Origin of the sequence: Phocaeicola sp. RTP21198st1_B8_RTP21198_201120 (genome assembly GCF_040929485.1) — a bacterium.
Lineage (GTDB): Bacteria > Bacteroidota > Bacteroidia > Bacteroidales > Bacteroidaceae > Phocaeicola > Phocaeicola dorei.
In genome coordinates this window covers 110,508-134,930 of record NZ_JBCOCI010000003.1, presented here as the reverse complement: position 1 = coordinate 134,930, position 24,423 = coordinate 110,508, and the positions used below count along the sequence as shown (strand labels likewise).

Below are 24,423 nucleotides of genomic sequence, written 5' to 3'. Positions count from 1 at the left end.
TCCTATTTATAATGATTTGTAATGTCTATCAAAGAACAGACTTCTATGATTGTTTGATTACCCGCATTGGTGATTTCCTTAAATTCCAATCTGTATTGGTCATTGATGCGTAAAGAAGAAAGTCCTTTTTTATCACCTTTCAACTTTTCATAGTTTAAAGACCTATACTGATATAAATCTTCCATTCGAGAGGCATTTAGTAGAGCTTTGACACACTTCAAATAACCATTGACTATTTGAGGTTGGAAACGATGCTTCTTATCATCAGTTTTTCCTTTTTCATAAAGTTCTGCCAAATATTCCTTTTCAAATTCTACGTTCATATAACCGTTCTTTGATGACACAAAGATAACACATATTTGCACAATTCGCAATATTAGCGAATTATTTTTATATCCTGCCGAGTACTTTTATTGTGTTAGATAAGTTTTTGGCCGTGCACGCCCAATAGACACCTCATTTAAAAGATAAGGCTTGGTAATCATCTGAAGAATAAACTTAGGAAGTGAAGTTTACACTCTCTGATGATTACCAAGTCTTATTTGAATAAGAAGAGGATTAACAGGCGGCATTGAATATTCGTTGTTCCTCCGTGACGCTCATCCTGTCTGCCGACTGCTCCAACAGCCAAGCAAGATATTGTTCTATTTTGCCTGTCAGTTCCAAGGTCAGGCTAGGGAGAGCCAAATGTTTTTTGCCCCACTCCAACGCTTCTTGGATTTTCTTTTGTATTTGCCCATGCAGGACACGGTCGGCTGGTTGCGGATTTTCCCGAAGTTTAAAAAGGACGTGCTTTACATAATAAGACAGGTTTTGGTCGGCATTTGCTATACAAATGCACCACTTGGCAAAGTCCTTGGCGCTCTCAAAAATACGGTAATCCACATCCCAACAATCATTAGGCAGTTTCACCATATCCTCATAATATCCAAACCACTCTGCAACCAGCGTCCAAAATACCTGTTTACTCCAAAGTTCCTCTGCTACTATATCCCTGCCAAACAACCTATTCAGTCCTTTGGTGCCAAATGTTACCTCGTACCTCAATAAGTTCCTCGGCAAGTTCTCTCTTCCATATTTAGGCAACTCACGCTTCTTCTTTGCCTCCTGTATCTTATCATAAAACTTGCAACGCACTTCTTCGTCCTCTATGTACTTAGTACCATTCCACTCATTAGGTCTAAATTTCTTCATGGCATCCAACTTCTGCATATACATAATAGGAGGCTCTGTCATGCTAAAGTTATGTGCAAACTCCGCAGACTCCACCACTGCCTTATACATAGGTACACCCAAGTCCTTACTCAACTTCATTATAAGCCACTTGACCAGCCTTAATGACAAGGTCTTTAAGTTATGTCCCCATAGACATTTAGGAAGACTGCCCTCAAATGACACATACGTTTCAGTAGCTATGACCCTACGTCCAAGCCAATACCCCTTACCACCCGTACCATTAGCAAAATAGTCCTTTACAACTGTACGTTGCAGGACTGTTTGCCAGTCGTACCCTGTTGGCAGGTCATATAGCATTAATTTGATTTTGTCATACATGGCTATGAATTAAAATGTATTTAAAATGTTATACAAAATTGAACTTATTAACTATTTACGAAGACGAGCAGCAAATCCCAACTCCATACTTTCAATGAATTCCTGCTTAGTTTCCTGCCTTTTAGCAATCATCCACGCTATTATTTCATCACGCCTAAATCTTAGTATTCGCCCACTTTCCGCACGATAACAAGGTATCTCCTTATGACTTGTCAACTTATAAATTGTATGTTTGGACTGCCCAATCAACTCACTACAAATATCAATGCCGAATACCTCCGGATAATCTTCCATCCGTTTTAGAGGTCTATTGTTCTTCTGTTTTTCGCCTTTACCCTCTGACGGTACTGTTCCCAGCATAGTACAAATTATTTCCCGTAACGACCTTATTTGAGCCAAAACATAATATTCCCACTCGTTTCTTAAAAACTCCATATCGTTATACAACCATGCGCTTTCCACAGAATCACGATGATGTTCATTAATGAAACCGTACTTTGCTATTGCACCATACAGGAAATCTTTTGCTAAAATAATTTTTCCCTCTTTCTGTAAGTAGGCTTCTTCATTATAGATATCATCCAATTCTTGACTACTCATCTTTAATTCTCCCTGAACTACAGACTTTACCTTTACTTCGTATAAGGAAATAAAATATTTGCTTTTCCACATAATAATAGCTGCATCAACTACCTTTAATGCCTGTCGGAGTTTTCCTTTATCCCCATCCGTCAATCGCTTCACATAAACAACCAACCAACTTTCACGGACTGTTGCTTCCCCTCTGAGCGACTTGTTTATCAAGTCGCCCAAAGGCATTCCATAATGAATAAACATACCTATAATATTTTTACGACTTTATCCAAAACACTTGTAGAGAAACTGGCAAGATATGTAGCCGTTGTCGTAAGGTTACTATGTCCCAGGGCTTGGCTTATTATTTCACGGGGAATATCATTGCCTTGCAAAGTCATGGCCATTGTGTGTCGTGCTGTGTAAGTTGTCAAGTTCAATGAAATTCCTAAAGTCTTACCCATTTTTTTCAAATTGGCATTAATACGTTTGTATCGGCAACGCACATGCTCATACAGTTGTTCGCCATCATACTCTTTAGTAATAATAGGAAGTAAATACTTGCCTGTTTGAGGTGTGTTTGCCTTAAACCATTCCAATAGCTCCTCTATGGCAGGAATAACGAATATTTTTATCGGTTTTACATTCTTGGCATTTTTTGTCTTTTGCCGTTTATACACGATATGCGTTCCTGTTGCCAACACTTCAAGATTGTCTGTTGTCAGGTTTGCCATATCAACAAAACTCATACCTAAACAATAATAAGAAAATAGGTATATCCGACGGGCACGCTCCAATACAAAATTTTGTTGAGGCGAGTTCTTTATCAACTCCAATTCTGTTGGCAGTAAATAGCGTTTTGCCGTTTCCTCCGCCAGCTTGTTGATTTCAAAACCACCTTTGCCAAACGGATAAGTGTTGTTTGAGGCTGCTTTTTCTTTAATGGCTTTATTGATTACTGCACGCAATGTTTTTAAAGTGTGCATACGGGTGTTTCCACAACAACCATTCTTTTCCATAGCCATATTTAAGCGATTGATGTATTTCACGTCTATTTCTGAAAACAAACGTTCTTTTGCCTTAGAGTCATATTTGCAAAACAGGTGCAAGTCACGCTCATAAACCTTTCCATTACCGATGTGACCTGTAGACTTTAAATCCTCCACCTGCTTCACCCAATAATCATAGATTTTTCCTTGTCTCGAAATTCCCAAAAATTCTTCTTCAAATTGGTTTAGTGTCCAATCCACCTGTGCTTTCATAAACTTATTCACCACTTCATTTTTACGTTCCTCGCAACTAATCAACCAGTTGTTATACGACTCATAGTTGGGGTTCACTCGTTTGTCCCTTTTAAATCGGTCCGCATTTGTATCCCACTCATTTTCAAAGGCGGACAATTTTAAATCAATGTATTTTAGTTTACCTCTTTTAGTGATGCGTAAACAAACAGGGTTACTCCCATCTTTTCTTTTGTTACTCGTGTGGAGTACAATACGAAACTTTGCCATAATCTTCTTTCTTTTTTTAATTAATAATACAGTTCTCTATGAGTGCAACGTAAAAATTCAATCCACGATTAAATTTTTGACGAGTAAAATTAACCTATTAAGATTTATTAACAATGAACACACGGAAAGTTTCTTTCAATATACGTCAACCCCATACTAATAATGAGAAATGTAGTAGCAAGATATATTCCTATTTTGTATCTATCTTCGATTAAAGTTTGATTAAAGTTTTAGGGTAAAATAATCCTATTCCATACAAAAGACGATAGACTAAATACAAATAGCCGAACAGAACAAAAGCCTTAAGCAATTAAAGTATTGTTTAGAAACAATTCTAAATAGCAGTAAGTAAAGCCATCATAAAACACTAATAATAAAGACCATACAAAACATACCATAGAATACAACAAATAAAAAGCAATCAATTTATTTGCAGATTAAAAATAAAGCACTACCTTTGCATCCGCAATTCGGGGTGTAGCTCAGCCCGGTTAGAGTACGCGTCTGGGGGGCGTGTGGTCGCTGGTTCGAATCCAGTCACCCCGACTGGTGATTATCAAGGAGTTAAGTTGATGACTTAACTCCTTTTCATTTGTAGCGATTACTTTTTGATTACACTTTTCGGATAACTTAGTCCAACCCAATACAAATTGTGATACCAATAGGATTTGTATTTAGTTGACCGTTAATGTTTCCTAACCCCTAATAATTTTTCTCATACGCAACCACACTCCCTGTTTGCGCATAGGTTCTTTTACTCTTCTATTAGAAACAAACCTAATATAACAAACAGGGTAGGACAACTATTGCCCTACCCCTATCTTATACGCTCCGTTAGAAGCCCTAATTATTGCATTCGATTATATCGTTTACAATACGTTCTCAACTCATTATAAGACTTTTCTAACCCTTTACTATAGAGTGCTGTTATCATACAACCTGTTCCCCATAGTTTCCCATACATTGGATGAGATTTGCTTCCCTTAATGTAATAAGTAAGGTCTGAAATCTCATACATGTCTTTATACATTCCTATTAAACTCAAATCTAATGATTTGTCGATTATAGAGTCCATTAAAGCCAACGGTTCACCTTTACCTATAAACAAGGGAGCTTGGATTGTGATTGAAAACTGGATGGAATCTTTTACATGATATGCCCAATAACTGAATGATATTGAATCTGCTGTCATAGCTTCACACCTTATTCCTTGTCCTAAAGGTATCGAATCATTCTTTTTGAAATAGGAATATTTGTTTTCGTAATGCTTTAAGACAGCCTCAAGATTGTCAGGGCTGACATTTGCTTCACCCCCTAAATTAACTAAAGTGGAGTATGCATTAATCAATCTTACTCCTATATCAATAAGTTCTCCACTTGTTGGTACAGGTTCTTGATGTACATTCTTACTGTTACAGCTTATTAACACAGCAGCAACAATCCATATTACAAGAAATTTTTTCATAATACTGCGATTTGCTTTCCACAGCCCCAACAGGAAAGGTTTATATAAAAAGATAGCGTGAGGCTGTTAGAATTATCTGCCTTTAGAGGTTCTGGACAAACCCACCACACGAGATAAAACGACACCCCACGCCAAGCCATATATATCACTGATATATACAAGATTAGCATGAGCGTTTGTATCGTCTATCCCCGTGTGGTTCGAAATTGTCCAGATTTCTAAATACGGGATAAAGCTAAACGCTTCCTTTAATTAATATGTCACCAACAGGTCTTTAACCTGTTAGCGGGACAAATATAACTAAAATTCAGCGTTCTACAAACGTTTTTAGGGATGTCGTGGAACAAATTTACTCATTTATTGATAGTTCACAAGATTTTAGGGAGAGAACTCCGATGAGGCGTTTGCACATTGGGACGTCTAAACTTTTGCAGACACCTCTAAACAGCCTCATCATCATACATGTAAATCCAAGCATACCTAACATTCGATTTTATTCCACTCTTTTTAGGTGATGCACGATTATTTCCACTCCTATATCATAAGACCTCTATAGCATTGTACCCTGTCATCACAAGACTCATCACTATATAACGAAGATTTCTTAACCCTTACTCTTCTTTGATGGCAACTTGCATTGTTTCTATCGACTGTACACTAACAGTCTTATCACTTTTTATACTCCTCTTACAACCCTCTATTGAAATCTTACTGCCTAATTGGGCACAAGGTTCCGCATCTGTATTTAGAATCTCGTATTGCTCCTTACAGACACTCTATTTAGTGAAAGCCTTTGGGCTATTATTTAATTCTTATCATACGCATCGGGGGATTCCGTAAATTTCCATGTTAGATAGTCCTCAATCTTTTTCGTCAGTTCTATTATCAATTCCGACTGTCCCATATATTGTTCAAAGTGTTGGAGAGCCTTTTTCATACGGTCTTGTATCCTTTTATGGGATTGATAATCTGTATCTTTTGGATTTTCTCTGTTTTTGAATAACTGTTCTTTTATGAAATTAGGAAGTGCGATAACACTGTTAGCTATACAGATACACCAATCCTCCATATCTTTTGTGGATTTTATTTGCTCAAAACTTACATCAAAGAGCCTGTCAGATAATTTACCTATATCCTCATAAGCACCAAACCATTCCGCAATGAATTGCCAAAAGACTTGTTTGTTATACAAATCACAGGCTTTTAGCTGACGTCCAAACACTTGTCTTATTTTTGCCTTTTTAAACTTCATTTCATAACGCAACAAGTTCTTTCTTTCCCTCTCCGGCAGAGGGCAGCTTTCTCGCTTATGGCGACGCTTGCCCCTCTGCCGGGATTCCTTCCCCTTATCATAAAAGCGAAGCATGGAACCACTTATAGGGAAATAAGTCGTACCTTTCCACTTGTTAGGGTGGGATGTCCCCAAAGACTGCATTTTGGATATATATAATTCGGGAGAATTTTCAACTTCAAAATTTTCTGCAATATCCACCTCAACAACATCAGCCTTGTCCATAGGAACATTAAGTTCTCGTCTTAATCGTTTGAGAGCCTCCTTCGTATGTTCTAATGTCAAACTCCTAATATTGTTTCCATAGTAATATTTAGAGAGACTCCCTTCTATCCTAATACGCTTATCTGTAACAGAAACACGTAAACCACCTGTATAGCCACAGCCACCCTCTACTTTTTTATACTCACAGGTCTGATAAATGTTTTGGAGAATTGCCTGCCATTTATATTTATCACCTATATCCTCTTTTTTCAATATCAATATAACCGTATCATACATAGCCTCACCTTTTGTATATACAAATTCCCTAATAATTACGGGTTATTATTTCCTGTTACGAGCTAACAGACGTTTATCCATGAACTCAATATACTCTTGAGTGGATTCCTGTTTTCGTTTTGTCATCCACTGATATATTTCCTCACGTCGAAACATTACTTTTCTACCATTGTCACCCGGACGGAAACACGGTATTTGATTTTCATGTATCAACTTATAGACGGTATTCTTTTTATAACCTGTTATTTCACAACACACATCAACCCCAAATACCTCAGGAGGGTCTATCGGTTGTTTTTCGGGTCTATTGCTCTTCTGTTTTTCGGTTTTAGGTTCTATTGACACTGTACTCAGCATTTGCTTTACAATTCCCTCTAACGACTTTATTTGGGCCAAAGCTAAATCTTCCCATTGGGACTTTAAGAAGTCTATATCATTATTTAGACGCGCCATATCCATTGCATCACAATGATGTTCGTTTACAAAGCCTATCTTCTCAATTTCATCATAGAGGTAATCAACCGTCAAAGCTATTTTGCCCTCTTTACGTAAACACTCTTCCTCCACAAACAAATCATCCAAATCTTGTGAAGTCCATTGGGTAGTACCCGTCCGATAGGCATTCACTCTTTCATCATATACTGAAATGAAGTAGGAACACTTCCAATTATCTATGGCATCCTCTATCTCGTTTAAAGCCTGTTGAAGTAACTCATGGTTATTTCCCATCTTACTATCCACATAGGTACGAAAATCCTCATCATGGAATTCTGCTGCTTCCCCTCTAAGCAGCTTTTCTATTAAGCTGCTTAAAGGCATATCCGTTTCTATTCTCATTATTTATTTAAAGGAGTTTTGCAGCCTCATCCACTACACTCGTCTCGAAGCTGTCAAGATATACATTTGTTGTTTCAAGATTGCTATGTCCCATTACTTGACTGATTACTTCACGGGGAACTTTGTTACTCTGTAATGTCATAGCCATTGTATGCCTACTTACATAGGTGGTCAATTTCTGACATTCAATCCCCAACGCTGCCCCTAATTTCTTTAGGTTCTTGTTGTAGCGTCCATAGCGAGAACGAATGTGATTATACAGTTGTTCTCCACTGTAATCCCTTGTTATGATAGGTGTTAAATAATCCCCAACAAGAGGCGTTTTTTGCTTAAACCATTCTATCAGTTCTTTTATTGTATCAGTCAGAGGTATTTTAATAGATTTTACTCCCCTTTGATTCTTTATCTTCTGCCTCTTGTAAACAATATGTTCACCTGTTTCAAGTTTTTCTATATGATGCGTTGTCAATGTAGCCATATCCACATAGCTGATACCAAAACAGTAATAGGAAAACAGAAACAGCCTCCGTGTATATTCCATAGTGAAATTTTCTTGTGGAGAGTTTTTAATCAAGTCCAAATCCTCTGCCAGCAAATACCTTTTACGCGTTTCTTCCTCCAACTTGCTAATTTCAAAACCACCATTTCCAAACGGGTAGGTGCTAACAGAAGCCTCTTTCTCTTTTATAGCTTTATTTAATACAGCACGCAGGGTTTTCATATAATATTTTCGTGTATTACCGCAACAACCGTCTTTCTCCAAGGCTACATTAAACGCATTCACATATTTGATATCTATTTCGGGAAATAAACGCTCCTCTATTTTATCGTCATATTTCCCCATTACATGGAGTGTACGTTCATAGGCTTTAGCATTCCCGTGATGATTCGTAGCCTTCAAATTTTCAATTTGGGTAAGGAAGAAGTCATAAACCTTCCCCTGTTTTGACATACCTAAAAACTGCTCCTTAAACAAGTTTAAAGTCCAATCAACCCGTTCCTCTGCAAACTTTCTTAAGATACTACTTATGCGTTCTTCGTAGTGGTTCAAAAGGTTGTTATCTTTTATATAATTAGGATTCAATCTTTTATCTCTTTTGAATCGTCCCGAACTTTTATCCCATTGATTTAATTGAGTAGTTACCCCTAAATCTATATATATCCTTTTACCGTCCTTAGTTACCCTTAAATATATAGGATAGCTCCCATCTTTCTTTTGATTACTCCTGTAAGCGATAATATTGAATCTTGCCATAACTAAATTATTTAATTGTTCTTTCCTACTGCTTTAAGTACCTTAGGATGATACAAATATACTCATTTAGTTGCAGAAATCATAGACTGAAAGCCAAGTAGTTCGACTACTTTTCCACCTGTCCATGCAAGGTGTTTTTTACCTCTCGATTACATTTTTATTACACTTTTCATCTCACTTAATCTCAATAGATACAACACATCACCCCATTCACAAGGTATTGTACCACTGATTTCTAACCCAATACCAATGAATACAAATATTCTTTCAACAGCTGGGGGGCGTGTGGTCGCTGGTTCGAATCCAGTCACCCCGACTGGTAGAAAAGGATTGATAATCAAACGATTGTCAGTCCTTTTTGCTTTTCTGCACCTTTTGCTTATATGCTCCCAAACATACCCTCGCAAGGGTAGTTGTGTAAACCGCTGTGTAAACCGTAAAATTATGAGCGTAACAATTGCAGTTGTTTGTTTCAAGAGCAAGACACTTGCCAATGGTGAACACCCTTTGATGTTAAGAATTACGCAAGACAGAAAAAGGGTAATGAAAAGTTTGGGCATATCTGTGAATCCTCAATATTGGGATTTTACTAAAGGAGAGCCAAAGCCCAAATGCCCTAACAAGGAACTAATCCAAAACATTATCTTAAAGGTCAAAGCTGAATACCAAACTAAGGTAATAGAAAAGCTATCAAGGGAAGAAGAGTTTACAGCAACTTCTTTAGTCTATGAGCAACGCAAAAACATCAAAGCCCAAACAGTGGAAGAGTTCTACTTGTCTTTGATAAAAGAACTGAAAGAAGATGGCAGGATAGGTACAAGCTATGCTTATCTCAATTCGTACAGGACATTAAAGAACTTCAATAAAGGAAAGAAATTAAATTATACCTTTAGCTATATTGATGTGGAATTTTGCAAAAAGTTTGAGAAATGGATGAAGAGAAAAGGTAACAACGATGTTACTATCAGTTATCAGTTTAGAAGTCTGAGAGCAGCTTTTAACAAAGCCATTGAAGCTAAAGTTGTCAGCAAAGATAAAAATCCATTCATAGAATACAAACTAAGCCGCTTCAATACCAAGACAGCCAAGAGAGCGTTATCTAAAGATGATATTCTTAAAATCATAGATGCAGATTGCAGTCAAGCAAGCGAAATGCGGCAATTTACACAAGACATATTTACGTTCTCTTACCTCTGTGGTGGAATCTCGTTTGTGGATATAGCCCACTTGACAGAAACGAATATCATAGAAGATAGATTGCTTTATCAAAGACAAAAGACACATGGGAGCATAAACTTAATGCTGACAGACAGAGCCAAACAGATTATTCAGAAATATAGCTTATATCAACGTCAGACAGGTTACCTGTTCCCCATACTTCATAATAAGCGTCATGTTACACCTATGCAGCAGAATAATAGAGTACACAAAATCTGCCATCAGATTAACACAGAATTAAGAGCATTTGCAAAGGAGTTAGGCATTACGGCAGAAGTTACCACCTATGTTGCAAGACATTCAAGTTTTCTTTTCTAATTGAAATACAGACAATTGGAAAATATCTATACTATAATAGGTAACGATTTAGAAACGAGCGAACTACGTATATTTGTCATGTTTTGCATTAAGTCTAAAGAACACTTTTATTACACTGCAAAGATAGTATTTTTTTGTTTATCTGCAATTTCCCTGATTGTAATTTTAACTGGCAATAGCAGGTGCTACAGCAGGTTCAACAGGCAATTTTGATAAACCTTATTTCATATTTTCCTAATTAATGTAGCAAATCCCATTCAGGGCTGTTCATCAACTCCACGCTGACGCAACTCGGGTGCAATATTTTATGGAAGATGTTTCGCAACGGAATGCTGGAACATTACGGGCTGTTTCTGAATCTGGAGACGATGAAGGTGAATCCAATATCTGTGTAGGTTTACCTTATAGAAATGAAAGGTATTAAATGATAACCAAGCAGAGATGCAATCACATAATCTCTTATGATGACGGTGAAGATAACCTGCTCAAATTCGATTAGAGCAAGGCTAAGATTTCTGAAGAGATTCTATCTTTATCATGTTCTTGACAAAGTAGCACATTCCCGTCCAGCATTGTAATGTGTTTGATTGCTTAGTTCTTATCTAAACTTTGAAAATTTCATTGATAATCAACTGGCTATATTCGCCTATTTTGCTACAATGTCCTTTAGTTTTAATCTTTCAAAACGACATTTTTTTGTACTTCAGCATTGAATAGATGTCTGTTATTTAAATGAAGTTTTGACATTATCATTTCTCCTTGGCACTAGCAGTTTGTATACGTTTCATAAAGAAATAGTATCCAATTATTATTATTTATTCGGTAAACACTAATTATATTCTGATGGCAGACATCCATATTCTTCCTTAAAGTACTTGGCAAACTGCTTGGGGGACAGCCCCACCTGATAAGCTATTTGAGAGATACTGAGTTGACTCTTCTCCAATAATTGTTTTCCGCGTTTAAGACGTAAGATTCTCATAAACTCCAAAGGAGACTTCCCCGTAATAGACATCAACTTCTTATATAGACCACTCCGGCTAATACCTATCTGCGCGCTGAGCTCCTCAACGGAAAACTCTGAGTTATCCATATTTTCTTCCACAATGCGGATAGCCTTCTCTATTAATTGTTCATCCAGACTGCTAATCGTTATTTCGGATGGAGATACCTCCATCTTGCCGAACTTTTCATGGTTGCTCTGTGTCCATTGCAGCAACTTCTGAATCCGCAACAATAGGATGTCGAGGTTGAAAGGCTTGGTGATGTAGTCGTCGGCTCCTTCGCGCAATCCGCCCAACACATGTTCTTCGGCGGTGCGGGCGGTCAGCAGGATGACGGGGATGTGCGAGAACCGGATGTCCGTCTTGACGGCATGGCATAATTCCAGCCCGTCCATGACAGGCATCATCACGTCGCTGATTACCATTTGTACAGACTGCTGCGACAGGATCTCAAGTGCTTCCTTGCCGTTGGAAGCCTCGAACACCTGATAGTGTTCTTTCAGGCATCCCACTAGGAAACGGCGGAAATCGTCGTTGTCCTCCACCACAAGAACCGATATGCCTTCCTCTTGGGAGCCGTGGCAAAGCTGCCTTTCCTCATTCGTCCCGCCCACGACAGGCAAGGTAATGACAAAGATGCTTCCTTGCGGCCGATTATCGGTTATCCGGATGGTACCTTGGTGCAAGGTCACGTATTCTTTAACGATATGCAATCCGATGCCGCTGCCTACATACGTTGTGGCGGCGTGCTGTTCCTGAAAGAAACGGTCGAACACTTTTTCCTTGTTCTCGTCCTTGATGCCAATGCCTGTATCGGCCACTTGTATGCGTACATGTTCTTTTTCCGACACACGTATTTTATCGACCGTAACCACCACGCTTCCATCTTCCCGATTGTACTTGACGGCATTGGACAGAAGGTTGAGCAAAATGCGTTGCATCTTGTTTCGGTCAAAGGACATGCTGATATCGGCATCCATCAGGTTTAACTCCAACTGTATGCCGTTTTTAAGAGACAGTTCCTTGAAGGAATCGCAAGTCTCTTTGACAAAATCCGACAGGTTACCGTATGAAAGAGAGAGTTGGGCTTTCTGCTTATCCAGTTTTCGGAAGTCAAGCAACTGATTGACCTCGTCCAGTAAAGCCACCGCATTGCGATGAATCAGCTCCAAGTCTGCTTTCAGGTTTCGGGCCGACTCCGAAGCCAGCAACTTTTCGAGCGGAGTGATAATCAAAGCCAGCGGAGTACGAAGGTCGTGACTGACATTGGTGAAGAAACGCATCTTCGCCTCATCCATTTCATGCTGTTGCGTTATCTCCATCTCATGCTTTTGTTGTTCCATCAAGCGTTTGTGCTTTCTTTGGGTATTCCTTAATATAAGAAGGAAAAGAAAAATGACCATCAGCGCATAACACCCATACGCCGGCAACGAAAGCCAAAACGGAGGACGGACGTGAATAAGTAAAGAAGATACAGGATTGTCGTATCCGTTAGGCTCATACACTTTTACTTGCAATCGGAAGGTCCCGTAAGACAAACGGTTGAAATGAATGCGGTTTCCCTCCAGCTTCACCCATTCCTCCTGTTCTCCCAAGCGATAGGCAAATTGCTGCTTGTGCCGATTCTGATAATCCATGGACGATACCTCCAGCGCAAAATTACTATCGGAATAGTCCATGGTTATCTCCTCTAATAGCTGAATGTTTTTGGGGAGCAGGATGCGTCCGTTGGAAGTACGGGAACCGACTTCCATTTTCTGATTCGCCAACAGCAAGTCGGTAAATACAACAGGATTCCCGGAACGATTGTAGAAGTCGGTTGGCCGGGGAGTTATTTTCAAATATCCGCCAATGCCTCCCATCAGGATTTCCCCTTGCCCGGTGCAGGTAATGGAATGTGAGTTAAAAGTCATATCGCCAATACCGTCTTCTTCAAAATAGGGGTAACACAAGTAGGATGAAGACTTTCCCGTCGGAGAGGCCGCCACCCAAATATTTGTTATTCCATGATCGGTCGCCACCCAAATGTTCTTATACTTGTCTTCCGTCACGGCACGAATGCACTGGTGCGACAGCCCGTCTTCTATAGAAAGGTGTATCATTCCATCCTTTTTCTCGTCAAAAACAGTCATTCCGGTACGAGTACCAATCCACAACAATCCACGACTGTCATAAAACAGACAGGTGATATAAGAATCGGGCAAGGACTGAGTCCCAGCTTTATTCCCTGTTAGGGGAACCATCTTTCGCGTATAGATATCCATGGAATAAAGTCCGCTGCTGGTTCCGACATACAGGTTACGTCCTCCCGAATAAGCCAGATCCATGATACTGTTCGTTTGGAGGATGGAAGAATCCATCGTATAGGCGGTAAAGTTCCCATCGGCATCCATGGCATACAATCCTTGCATAAACGTACCGAACCAAATGGTTCCGTTCGCATCTTCCGCTATGCGTCGGATGTATTTCAATGAAGCGGGAGCGGCATTACGCAAGGGAATGAACGTTCCTCCTTGTTCATAAAAAGCTCCTCCTCCATAAGTTCCGAACCAAAGCCTGCCCTTGGCATCCAGACACGAACAAATAATCAAATCGGAAGGGATGGAGTGTTTTTTCATTTTAAAGCGCGTATAAGAGGCCTTGCCCGCATCCTGTCGGATTAGCCCCTCTCCATCGAACCCCATCCACAGGTTTCCTTCCTTGTCTTCCTGCAAGCATTTCACGTCTTCCTGTTCCGGCAAGAAACAAGTGTTGAAGGCTATTTTATCCAAAGCGGCAAAAGATACTCCCTGTTTGCCCGTTCCTACCCACATGGTGTTCTGATTGTCTTTGAAAAAACAATTGATATGATTGTCGGCCAATGAAAAAGGATTCTCTGATTTCTTGTTTATCCGCACCAATTGCTTGTCTTGATTGTAACTGATATAAACTCCTTTGTCATCCGTTCCAATCCATAAATTGCCGTCCCCGTCATCCATTACGGCAGTTATCAACGCATCTGTCACTTCCTGCCTACCCACGTAATCTATCCATTGTTTTTGATTGGTATCATAAACATTGCAAGCCCGAAGCATGCGAAGCGTAAAACCAAAGCCTGTCCACCGTATCTATATAAAGGTTATATTGCAAACCGGAAGAGAGGGTTCTTCGTGTTTCCGGACGGATATGTTGAAAGTTTGAATCGATGCGGGCTATTTCTCCATTCGAGAAGAGCAGATAGGCACACGAACGCCGACAAACAACCTGTTGCATTTTTTCCTTTCCAGGCAGTTGAAAGGTATGCAACTTACTCTTTGCAAAATCATAATGGAACAACGTATCCATCACGGTACACCACAGGTTGTAATCCTTATCGACAGTAAGATAGCTCACCTCTCCCGTTATTCCATATTTATTTAAGACAGGCTGTATCTTGTTCTCCAATTTATCTTGTTCCCGATCGTAGATATAATAACTGACGGGACCTTTTATCCAAATATTGCCTGCCGCATCTTCTGCGATAGATTCAATGTCATTGTTGTAAGCCCCTAATTGGGTCGTTGTGTATTTCTTGAACTGATAACCATCGTATCTGTTCAGACCGTTGAGCGTGGCAAACCACATGAAGCCATACTGGTCGCGCAGAACAGACCGTACATAATTATCCGAAATCCCGGACTTCACATCAAGATTTCTAAAGTTTAATCCGTCGTGCGCATATACAAGCCCACAGACAAAACACATCAAAATCAGGAGCAAGTTCTTTTTCATCATATCAGTATTAGGTTTAACGCTGCAAAGTTATAAAAATCAAATGGGATAATAGAGGCAAACACTATCCCAAATGAGTAAAAACACTTCCCAAATTGATAAATACACAATACGGATAGTCTGATAATCAATTGAAGAAGCCGATCTATATCTTTCCTCATACATTTGCCAGCACAAAAAGAACCGAATTTAAATTTAATGAATAACATGAAGAACACCCTTGTAACCCTATGTCTTTCCGCAGTACTCTGCGGTGCGTGTTGTACAGAAACGCAACAGCAGGCATCTCCCTTTGTACAAGTTGAAAAGGGAATGTTTGTCCGTGATGGCAAACCTTATAAATATATCGGTGCCAACTTTTGGTATGGAGGCATTCTTGCTTCCGAAGGTGAAGGAGGAAATCGTGAACGCTTGGTTCAGGAACTGGATTCCTTAAAGAGTATAGGTATAGACAATTTAAGAATACTGGTAGGCAGCGACGGTGCCCGTGGAATTACCTCGAAAGTAGAGCCTACGCTCCAGACAGCACCGGGTGTTTACAACGATACCATTCTTGCCGGGCTGGACTTTCTTCTTTCTGAAATGAAAAAAAGAGACATGCTGGCAGTTCTCTACCTGAACAATTCCTGGGAATGGAGCGGCGGGTATAGCCAATATCTGGAATGGGCCGGAAAAGGAAAAGCCCCTGTCCCAAGCATAGACGGATGGCCGGCATTCATGGATTATGTTAAGGAATTTCCAAACAACAAGAAAGCAAAATCACTTTTTGCCGACTATGTAAAGGATATCATTACCCGAATCAATAGGTATACAAACATAAGTTATGTGGAAGACCCCACAATCATGTCATGGCAGATAGGCAACGAACCTCGTGCGTTCTCGGGAGAAAACAAAGAGGCTTTCGCTATCTGGATGGCTGAGGTTAGTCGTTTCATCAAGTCGCTCGACCGGAATCATCTGGTCTCAACAGGTAGCGAGGGCAAACATGGCTGTGAGGAAGACCTCGCCCTGTTCGAGCGAATCCATGCCGACAAGCACATTGACTATATGAACATTCATATCTGGCCCTACAACTGGGGATGGGCGCCGGCAGACAGTTTGTCGGAAAAGGCAGAGGCAGCGCAGTTGCAATCGAAACAATACATAGACGAGCATCTGGAAATAGCACAAAAATATGGCAAACCGTTGGTTTTGGAAGAATTCGGTTATCCAAGGGACGGGTTCCGGTTTGACAAATCAGCTACAACACAGGCACGAGATACCTACTATCAATACATATTCAGCCTGATAACCGATAGGACCGCGCAATCAGCCGGACTGACTGGATGCAACTTCTGGGCATGGGGCGGACTGGCTGCCCCCAAGCACTTATATTGGCAAAGAGGAGATGACTATACGGGCGATCCGGCGCAAGAGCAGCAAGGCCTGAATTCGGTATTTATGTCCGACAGTACCACTATAGCCATTATCCGTACTGCCAACCAACAACTGAAACAACATTCATTTTAACTATTTATACCATGAACAGAAACAGAAAAATTTGGATTGCCGGCTTCATGCTGTACCTGTGTACCGCATCCATGTTTGCACAAATCCGCGGAAATGAAATCCGCGTGGTGGTCTCGCCCGATCATTCGGACTGGACATACCGACTGAAAGAGAAATGTACTTTCACCATTCAGGTGTACAAAGCGCAGAATGTATTGCCCGATGTGAAAGTGGACTATGAACTAGGCCCTGAGTGGTATCCCACAGAAAAGAAAGATGGAGTATCACTGAAGGATGGAAAGCTGACTGTCAGCAGCAGCATGAACACTCCCGGTTTTCTTCGTTGCAAAGTGAAGGCGTACGTTGGCAACAAGACATACGACGGCATGGCAACCGCCGCATACGCTCCGGAATCCATCCGGGCACATGCCGTAAACCCAAGCGACTTTGACAACTTTTGGGAAGGCACTTTGAAAGAAGCCCGCCAGGTACCTTTGTCTTCCACCATGGAACTGCTACCGTCACGCTGCACCGAAACGGTCAATGTCTATCAGGTCAGTTTCCAAAACATCCGTCAAGGCTCGCGTACTTTCGGTATTCTCTGCATGCCTAAAGCTTCCGGCAATTATCCGGCACTGCTCCGTGTACCCGGTGCGGGAGTGCGTCCCTACTACGGCGATGTGGAAACAGCTGCCAAAGGTGCCATTACTTTGGAAATCGGTATTCATGGCATTCCGGTAACCATGCAGCAGTCTGTCTATGACGAACTGGCATACGGGGCACTTTACAATTATCAGTATCAAAATGATGACAATCGTAACTACAGTTATTACAAGCGTGTATTTGTGGGTGCCCTGCGGGCGGTCGATTTCATAACCTCTCTTCCCCAATACAACGGCAAGGCCTTGGGTGTAACCGGTTCCAGCCAGGGCGGTGCGTTGTCTATGGTTACAGCCGCATTAGACAAACGGGTTACGTTCTATGCCGCCATTCATCCTGCCATGTGCGACCATCGGGCACACTTGCAGAAGGTAGCCGGAGGCTGGCCGCATTATTTTTACTATTTCCCGACTCCTACCCCGCAACGAATCCAAACGGCAGATTACTATGACATGGTCAACTTTGCCCGCCGGATTACGGTGCCCGGCTGGTTCAGTTGGGGATACAACGACGATGTGTGCCCACCTACTTCCACATACGCCGCTTACAACAGTATCACCGCTCCCAAGGAACTTCACCCCTATCTGGAAACCGGACACTACTGGTATCAGGAACAATACGAGCAATGGAGCCAATGGCTGTGGGCGCAAATGGGATTATAAACAAGAAACATTTAATTTTATAGAAAGACACAATATGAAAAGAAATCTTCAAAAAGGCATATTAGTCACCAGTGCTTGTGCCGCATTTTTATTGGGCAATGTACAGCAGGCTTACGCCGTTGCAGCAGATGCCATCGAGATTGTACAACAAAACAAGAAGATTGCCGGTATCGTGGTTGACCAAAACGGTGAAGCGGTAATCGGTGCCAATGTAATACAGAAAGGAACAACCAACGGAACCATCACCGACATTGACGGTAAGTTCACCTTGGAAGTGCCTGCAAAAGCCGTACTGACCGTCAGCTTTATCGGATATCAATCGCAAGATGTAGCTTTAAAAGGAAATGAAACTCAACTTACGGTTACGCTCAAAGATGATACAGAGGTATTGGATGAAGTGGTAGTGGTGGGATATGGTACGATGAAGAAGAGAGATTTATCCGGTGCGGTATCCCAGATCAAGAGCGATGACCTGATGAAAGGAAATCCGACTGATTTAAGCCAAGGATTGGCCGGTAAGGTAGCCGGCGTACAGATTAATGCCGCCGATGGTGCTCCCGGTGGTGGAGTAAGCATTCAGGTACGTGGAACCAACTCGTTCTCTACCAGTTCGCAGCCTTTGTTTATTGTGGACGGAGTTCCTTTTGACGCCGGTTCCACTCCGGCCAGCGATGCCAATCAGAACAACAATAACACTTCAAACCCTTTGTCGTTCATCAATCCACACGACATTCAAAGCATTGAAGTGTTGAAGGATGCTTCCGCCACAGCCATCTATGGTTCACGTGGAGCCAATGGTGTGGTGATTATCACAACCAAACGGGGCGAAGCCGGTTATGAGCAAGTGGAATTTTCAAGTAATTTTTCTTTTTCACGCATAGCCAACAAAGTGAAGGTGCTTGATGCTGCGACTTACGCCAGCTATATAAACGAACAAGACCTGAACAGCTACCAATACGATGGCAAGCCTTATGCCCAACTGTCTTATCCCGGAATGTGGAGCTATCCTTCATTGCCCAACGGAACACTGGATTATGAAAACGGCAAATACCTGCCTTCTCCTAAAGATTACCGTAATCCGGGTTATTATACCGATGAATACGGCAACCAGACTTGGGTGGGAGGAGCCGACTGGCAAGACCTGATTTATCAGAACGGCTTTTCGCAAGAATACAACTTGAGTGTAAGCGGCGGTTCGGAAAAAGGATGGCATGCCTTCTCCGGTAACTTCCTGAATCAGGATGGTATTATCAAAGAGTCCGGTTTTACCCGTTATGCACTGCGTGCCAACATCGGTCGCAAAATGTACAAATGGCTGGAAATGGGAATGAACATGAACTTTACCCACACTGAAACCGATTTCAGCAAAACAAACTCCAATGACTATGGTGTGATTCGTTCGTCATTGATTTTCCCGCCCAATTACGACCCGACACACATGGACCAGACAACCAATGACGAATTGAGCTGGCTGGCATCCAATCCATACGCTTACATCAATGATACAAAGGATCACCTGAAGGCCATCAATGTATTCACGTCATCGTATGCAGAAGTCAAGTTGTTCCCTTTCTTGAAATTCCGTCAGAATTTAGGTATCAGTTATACCAACCACAATCGCGGTACTTACTTCGGTCAGCAAACCCAAGAAGGATCGGGACAGAACGGCATCAACGGTAAAGCAGGACAATCGGACAATTGGTACATGGGAATCACGACCGAATCTTTGTTCACTTTTGACAAGACTTTCGGAGTGCATGGCATCAATGCCGTAGTAGGTTTCACGGCAGAAAAGACCAATTGGGGCAGCAAGTCAATGAGCGCCACCGGATTTCCCAATGACTTGACACAAGACTATGACATGAGCCTCGGTACCAAGCCCGGCAAGCTGCAAAGCGACCGTGGCGATGCGGCATTGGCTTCTTTCCTCGGCCGTATCAATTACACCTTGCTGGACAAGTATATCTTTACCGCCTCCTACCGTACCGACGGTTCCAGTAAGTTTACTGATGCCAACAAATGGGCCGGTTTCCTTTCGGGTGCCTTTGCATGGCGCATGAGTGAGGAGAAGTTTATCAAGGACTTGAACATCTTCAGCAATTTAAAGTTCCGTGCCAGCTATGGTGAAACGGGTAATCAAGGTATCGGCAGCTATCGTACCCTGCCTATGCTGAGTGTTGCTAATTATCCGTTTGCCGGTGGCATCAACAGCGGTTTTGCCCAAGTAGACTGGCGTGGACCGGTAGCCGATGACTTGCGTTGGGAAACGACTGCACAATACAATGTAGGCCTCGATATGGGTTTCCTGAATGGACGCATCAATCTGACGGTGGATTATTACCACAAGAAAACCCGCGACCTGTTGCAAGAAGTGAAGATCCCTTTGAGTACAGGTTTTGCCAACATGATGGTAAACAGTGGCTATGTAACCAATGAAGGTCTGGAAATCTCAGGTAAATTCTACCTGTTGCAAAACACACCGTTGAAGTGGAACATTGATGCCAACATCTCTTTCAACAAGAACCAGATCGGCGGTCTGGAAGCCGACCAGTTCGCTACCCGCTTGTGGTATAAGGCCGACGAGGTGTTCTTGCAACGCAACGGTTGCCCCATCGGTACCATATTTGGCTATGTAGAAGATGGCTTTTATGACAATCTGGCTGAAGTGATGGCCGACCCCGATCCCGCCGTTCGCGCCAAAGGACAGAAAATGATAGGCGAAATAAAGTATCGCAATTTCGATGATAATCCTGCCATCACCAATGCCGACCGTGTTATCATCGGCGACACGAATCCGGACTTTGTATATGGCATCACCAATAACTTTTCTTGGAAGAACTTCACATTGAGTTTCTTCTTCCAGGGCAGCCAGGGCAACGACATTTTCAACGGTAACTTGATGGATGTGAAAATGGGTAATGTAGCCAACATTCCGCAAGCCGCTTACGACACCCGTTGGACTCCTGAAACAACCGCAATCGCCCAATGGCCGAAAGCCGTATCAAGCTACGAACGTAATATGCTTATCAGCGACCGGTATGTGGAAGACGGCTCTTACCTGAAGTTGAAGAACTTGAACATTGGCTATAACTGGGCCAATCCTTTCAAGGGTATCAAGAACTTGAACTTTTATGCCAGTGCCACCAACCTGTTTACCATTACGGACTATAGCTGGTTCGACCCCGAAGTAAACGCCTTCGGTTCCGATGCTTCCCGTCGTGGAGTGGATATCTATTCTTATCCGAGCAGCCGGACTTATTCCATCGGAATGAAGGTCACTTTTTGATTGTGAGATATCAATAGCAAACAATAACTTAAAAGAAAAAGAACAATGAAATTCAACCATATATTTCTCAGTGTCGCTCTTTCTGCTGCCTTAATGGGTAGCTTCACATCTTGCGATGATTTTTTGGCCGAAGATCCGTACGCTTTCGTAGGTCCCGACCAAGTAGGTAATGACAATGTTGCCGTGAATCTTTGGGTGACAGGCGTATATAGTAAATGGGCCAATGACATGTTCCGTTGGCAGAACTTCCCCCGTGTCCTCGAAATGGACTGTGATTATACAAGCGGTCCCGATTGGGCATTCAGTAATCTGGGAGCCGGCAACTTTCAAGGAGACGAAGTGGCCGATGCCGTTTGGAAAGGTTGCTACAGCTTAATCAACCGGGCCAATGTAGCTTTAAACTATGTGAACCAAATTACGGGAGCGGATGAAAAGGTCAAAGCCAACGCCATCGGGGAACTGAAGTTCAACAAGGCTTTTGCCTACTTCATGCTCACCAAGGCATACGGCGATATTCCGATGTTCAATGTGGCTATCAGCGAAGGTGCTTCTTATGAACAGCCCCGCCGCCCTATTGCAGAGGTATATGCCGAAATCATCCGCTTGCTTGAAGAAGCCATTCCTGTGATGTACAAGAATACAGATGTCGATTTCCAGGAAGGGCATGTAGCACAGGGTGCCGCAGCCGGTCTCTTGGCCAAAGTGTATGTCACGATGGCTTCCGGTTCCATGACTGCCGGCGAAGAAATGATAGTAAAGACCGGTGCCAGCTATGAGTTCAATAACGGTGAGAAAGTGCTGGTTCTCCCCACGAGCAAGACTTTCAGAAAGACGCAAGTCGCCGGATATGAAAGTTTCGACACCAAAGACTGTTACACCAAAGCCGCACAATATGCCAAGGACGTGATGGGTGGAAAGTACGGCAGCTATGACTTGCTTCCTTATGATGAACTGTGGAAACGCAGCAACTATAACAAGGCAGAGCACATGTTCATGCTGCAAACCTTGAACAACGACGAAGAGTATGGCAATACCATTCACCGTTGGTTTAGTGGAACGGAAAATGCCCAAGGTCTGATTCAGCAAGGCCAATGGATTGGCAACCGTTATCATTGGTACACGCTGTTCGACAGCAAGGATTATCGTATCACCAAAGGTGTGAAACACCGTTTTCGCTATTCTTATCAAGCCAGCGACAATTACGGTTTCTATTATCCCAATACGCCTGAATACAAACTCATGGCAACCGGTTATGATGAAAACGGAAACAAGGTGGCAGATCCTGTGGCTCCCTACAACGACGGTGTGCAATACACCTTCAATGTAAGCAGCTCCACATTGGCCTACAGCACCAAGTATTCCGATGTAACCGACCCCACCGTAGAGCGTTCGGATGCCTACTGGCCGTTCCTGCGCTATGCCGATATCGTGCTGATTTATGCTGAGGCTATGTGTGAGTTGGGCAGCGGTGTTGATAGCGAAGCCATCAAAGCCCTGAATGCCATCCGCACCCGTTCAAATGCCAATCCGGCTGTCACTTCGGGCAATGGTGCCATTGATTCGAAAGTCGCTTTACGTTCGGCTATCTTTGAAGAACGTGCCAAGGAACTGGCATTGGAAGGCGACCGTCGCTGGGACTTGATTCGCTGGGGACTGTATCTGGATGTCATGAACTCCATTGGCGGAACCAACGAAGACGGTACGAAAACCAACTACGATGAAGCATCGGTGAACAAACACCGTGAAGCCAAGCACTTGCTTTTCCCCATCCCGTCGGCCGAGATTTCGACCAACGATGCCATTGACAGCAACAACCCGGGCTGGAGCTAAACACATAGAAAAAGAATTGTCGTACAATCAAAAAATAAACAGAATATGAAAAAGCTGAATATAGCTGTCTGCGGGCTGATGTTTGCCGCTGCCACAGCAACGCTGGTTTCCTGCCAGGATATAGTGACTTATAATGATGGATATGATGACGGAATGACTTCAAACGGTGCTCCATCCATCTCCGCCATTTATCGTGCCGACGATACGGAAATGACTGCTCCACTCACCGGAGCAGCCTTTGAAGACATGATCAAGCTGACCGGCGAGAATCTGAGCCACGCAAGAAAGGTGATGCTGAATGATGTAGAGATAGCACTGAGCGAAGTCTATGCCACCGCTCATGCCGTCTATTTTCCGATACCCCGCACCATCCCCGGTGAAGTGAACAACAAGCTTTACTATGAAACGGAATTGGGAAACACCTCGGTAGACTTTACGGTCCAGATTCCCGAAGTCAGTATCTCGGGATTGTATAATGAGTTTGCCCTGCCGGGAAGCTCCATCAAAGTAAACGGTGCTTATTTCGACCTCTATGGATTCGGGGGCGGCACGGAATCCTCCACCATCACGATGAACGGAGTGGCCTTGGAAGTAGATTCATTGACCGAACAATATATGTCCATTGTCGTACCCGAAAATACTTCGGATAACTCTACGATCGTTTTCTCTTGGGAAAGTGCAAGCGGAACAAAGACAGTCAGTGTTCCTTATCGCAATACAACCGGTATTCTTTGGAATCTGGACACTCCTGACGCCTACGGCTTTTGGGCGGGAACCGAACTGATTACTACCGGAAACGGATCCAACGAGCCCGCTCCTTTGAACGGTTCTTATTTCCGCGTCAAAGGATCGTATGCCGCATGGAGTTGGAACAGCCTGTTGTGCGGAGGATGTGACATCCCGGCCGAAGCCGCTGCCAATCCTTCGGACTATTGGTTCAAGTTCGAAGTAAACTCCGCCAACGGCAATCCGTTCTACGATTCCGCTTCTGTCGGTTATCTCATTCAGCTGAACGGAGGGCAATATGCTTGGAATCCCTCTGCTAACGGAAGTTTTAATACTTATGGCAACTGGTGTACCGTTCGGCTGGAGCTGTCGGAAGTGGCTACCAATGGAATCAATGCCGGATGGAACAATCTCTTCTGGATTATGCAGCCCAACTCGGACTGGAACACAGATCATAGTTTTGCCAATATCCGAATCGAGAAAAAACAATAAGC

16 protein-coding genes and 1 tRNA gene are annotated in these 24,423 nt (G+C 42.5%); 7 read left to right on the top strand and 10 right to left on the bottom strand.

Annotation, left to right across the window (positions count from 1 at the left end; translation table 11 throughout):
- Positions 1–2: 2 nt before the first annotated feature.
- The 4 genes from AB5935_RS03090 to AB5935_RS03075 form a co-directional block, all read right to left on the bottom strand.
- Positions 3–323, bottom strand: a complete 321-nt coding sequence (locus tag AB5935_RS03090; RefSeq protein ID WP_008674893.1) for a type II toxin-antitoxin system RelE/ParE family toxin — start codon at positions 321–323, stop codon at positions 3–5.
- Positions 324–558: 235 nt separating this feature from the next.
- Positions 559–1,554, bottom strand: coding sequence for a phage/plasmid replication protein (locus AB5935_RS03085; RefSeq protein WP_038610981.1), 996 nt, complete (start codon positions 1,552–1,554; stop codon positions 559–561).
- Between the two features lie 51 nt (positions 1,555–1,605).
- Complete coding sequence (locus AB5935_RS03080; protein ID WP_038610985.1) at positions 1,606–2,391, bottom strand: helix-turn-helix transcriptional regulator; 786 nt, start codon at positions 2,389–2,391, stop codon at positions 1,606–1,608.
- Between the two features lie 2 nt (positions 2,392–2,393).
- Complete coding sequence (locus AB5935_RS03075) at positions 2,394–3,638, bottom strand: site-specific integrase (protein ID WP_038610988.1); 1,245 nt, start codon at positions 3,636–3,638, stop codon at positions 2,394–2,396.
- A gap of 471 nt (positions 3,639–4,109) precedes the next feature.
- Between AB5935_RS03075 and AB5935_RS03070 the strand changes: the two genes are divergently transcribed.
- Positions 4,110–4,184 (top strand) — tRNA-Pro (locus AB5935_RS03070).
- Positions 4,185–4,485: 301 nt separating this feature from the next.
- On the opposite strand, the gene AB5935_RS03065 is transcribed toward AB5935_RS03070, so the two are convergent.
- From AB5935_RS03065 to AB5935_RS03050, 4 genes are all read right to left on the bottom strand, one after another.
- A complete protein-coding gene (locus AB5935_RS03065; RefSeq protein ID WP_008674896.1) occupies positions 4,486–5,103 on the bottom strand; it encodes a hypothetical protein in 618 nt (205 codons plus the stop codon).
- An 805-nt stretch (positions 5,104–5,908) separates the two neighbouring features.
- Complete coding sequence (locus AB5935_RS03060) at positions 5,909–6,895, bottom strand: phage/plasmid replication protein (protein WP_008674897.1); 987 nt, start codon at positions 6,893–6,895, stop codon at positions 5,909–5,911.
- A gap of 45 nt (positions 6,896–6,940) precedes the next feature.
- A complete protein-coding gene (locus AB5935_RS03055; protein WP_008674898.1) occupies positions 6,941–7,732 on the bottom strand; it encodes a helix-turn-helix transcriptional regulator in 792 nt (263 codons plus the stop codon).
- A 7-nt stretch (positions 7,733–7,739) separates the two neighbouring features.
- The gene (locus AB5935_RS03050; protein ID WP_368327324.1) at positions 7,740–8,987 is read right to left on the bottom strand and encodes a site-specific integrase; all 1,248 of its coding nucleotides are present in this window, start codon (positions 8,985–8,987) and stop codon (positions 7,740–7,742) included.
- 444 nt (positions 8,988–9,431) lie between these two features.
- On the opposite strand from AB5935_RS03050, the gene AB5935_RS03045 reads away from it, so the two are divergent.
- Positions 9,432–10,523: a site-specific integrase gene (locus AB5935_RS03045; protein ID WP_244058002.1), complete on the top strand. Its 1,092-nt coding sequence runs from the start codon at positions 9,432–9,434 to the stop codon at positions 10,521–10,523.
- 829 nt (positions 10,524–11,352) lie between these two features.
- On the opposite strand, the gene AB5935_RS03040 is transcribed toward AB5935_RS03045, so the two are convergent.
- Together AB5935_RS03040 and AB5935_RS03035 are read right to left on the bottom strand one after the other, a co-directional pair.
- Entirely contained in the window at positions 11,353–14,601 is a 3,249-nt protein-coding gene (locus AB5935_RS03040; RefSeq protein ID WP_368327323.1) for a two-component regulator propeller domain-containing protein, read from the bottom strand.
- Entirely contained in the window at positions 14,576–15,280 is a 705-nt protein-coding gene (locus tag AB5935_RS03035) for a two-component regulator propeller domain-containing protein (RefSeq protein ID WP_368327322.1), read from the bottom strand. Before AB5935_RS03035 ends, AB5935_RS03040 begins: the two co-directional genes overlap by 26 nt.
- A gap of 204 nt (positions 15,281–15,484) precedes the next feature.
- On the opposite strand from AB5935_RS03035, the gene AB5935_RS03030 reads away from it, so the two are divergent.
- From AB5935_RS03030 to AB5935_RS03010, 5 genes are read left to right on the top strand one after another with little or no spacing between them, the layout of a single operon-like run.
- Entirely contained in the window at positions 15,485–16,786 is a 1,302-nt protein-coding gene (locus tag AB5935_RS03030) for a glycoside hydrolase 5 family protein (RefSeq protein ID WP_007831873.1), read from the top strand.
- An 11-nt stretch (positions 16,787–16,797) separates the two neighbouring features.
- The gene (locus AB5935_RS03025; protein WP_227235706.1) at positions 16,798–18,087 is read left to right on the top strand and encodes an acetylxylan esterase; all 1,290 of its coding nucleotides are present in this window, start codon (positions 16,798–16,800) and stop codon (positions 18,085–18,087) included.
- Between the two features lie 34 nt (positions 18,088–18,121).
- A complete protein-coding gene (locus tag AB5935_RS03020) occupies positions 18,122–21,373 on the top strand; it encodes a SusC/RagA family TonB-linked outer membrane protein (RefSeq protein ID WP_120053221.1) in 3,252 nt (1,083 codons plus the stop codon).
- A 45-nt stretch (positions 21,374–21,418) separates the two neighbouring features.
- Positions 21,419–23,203 carry a RagB/SusD family nutrient uptake outer membrane protein gene (locus AB5935_RS03015; RefSeq protein ID WP_038611065.1) on the top strand — a complete coding sequence of 595 codons (1,785 nt, stop codon included), beginning with the start codon at positions 21,419–21,421 and terminating at the stop codon, positions 23,201–23,203.
- Between the two features lie 45 nt (positions 23,204–23,248).
- The gene (locus tag AB5935_RS03010) at positions 23,249–24,421 is read left to right on the top strand and encodes a glycan-binding surface protein (RefSeq protein ID WP_038611068.1); all 1,173 of its coding nucleotides are present in this window, start codon (positions 23,249–23,251) and stop codon (positions 24,419–24,421) included.
- The last annotated feature ends 2 nt before the right edge of the window (positions 24,422–24,423 follow it).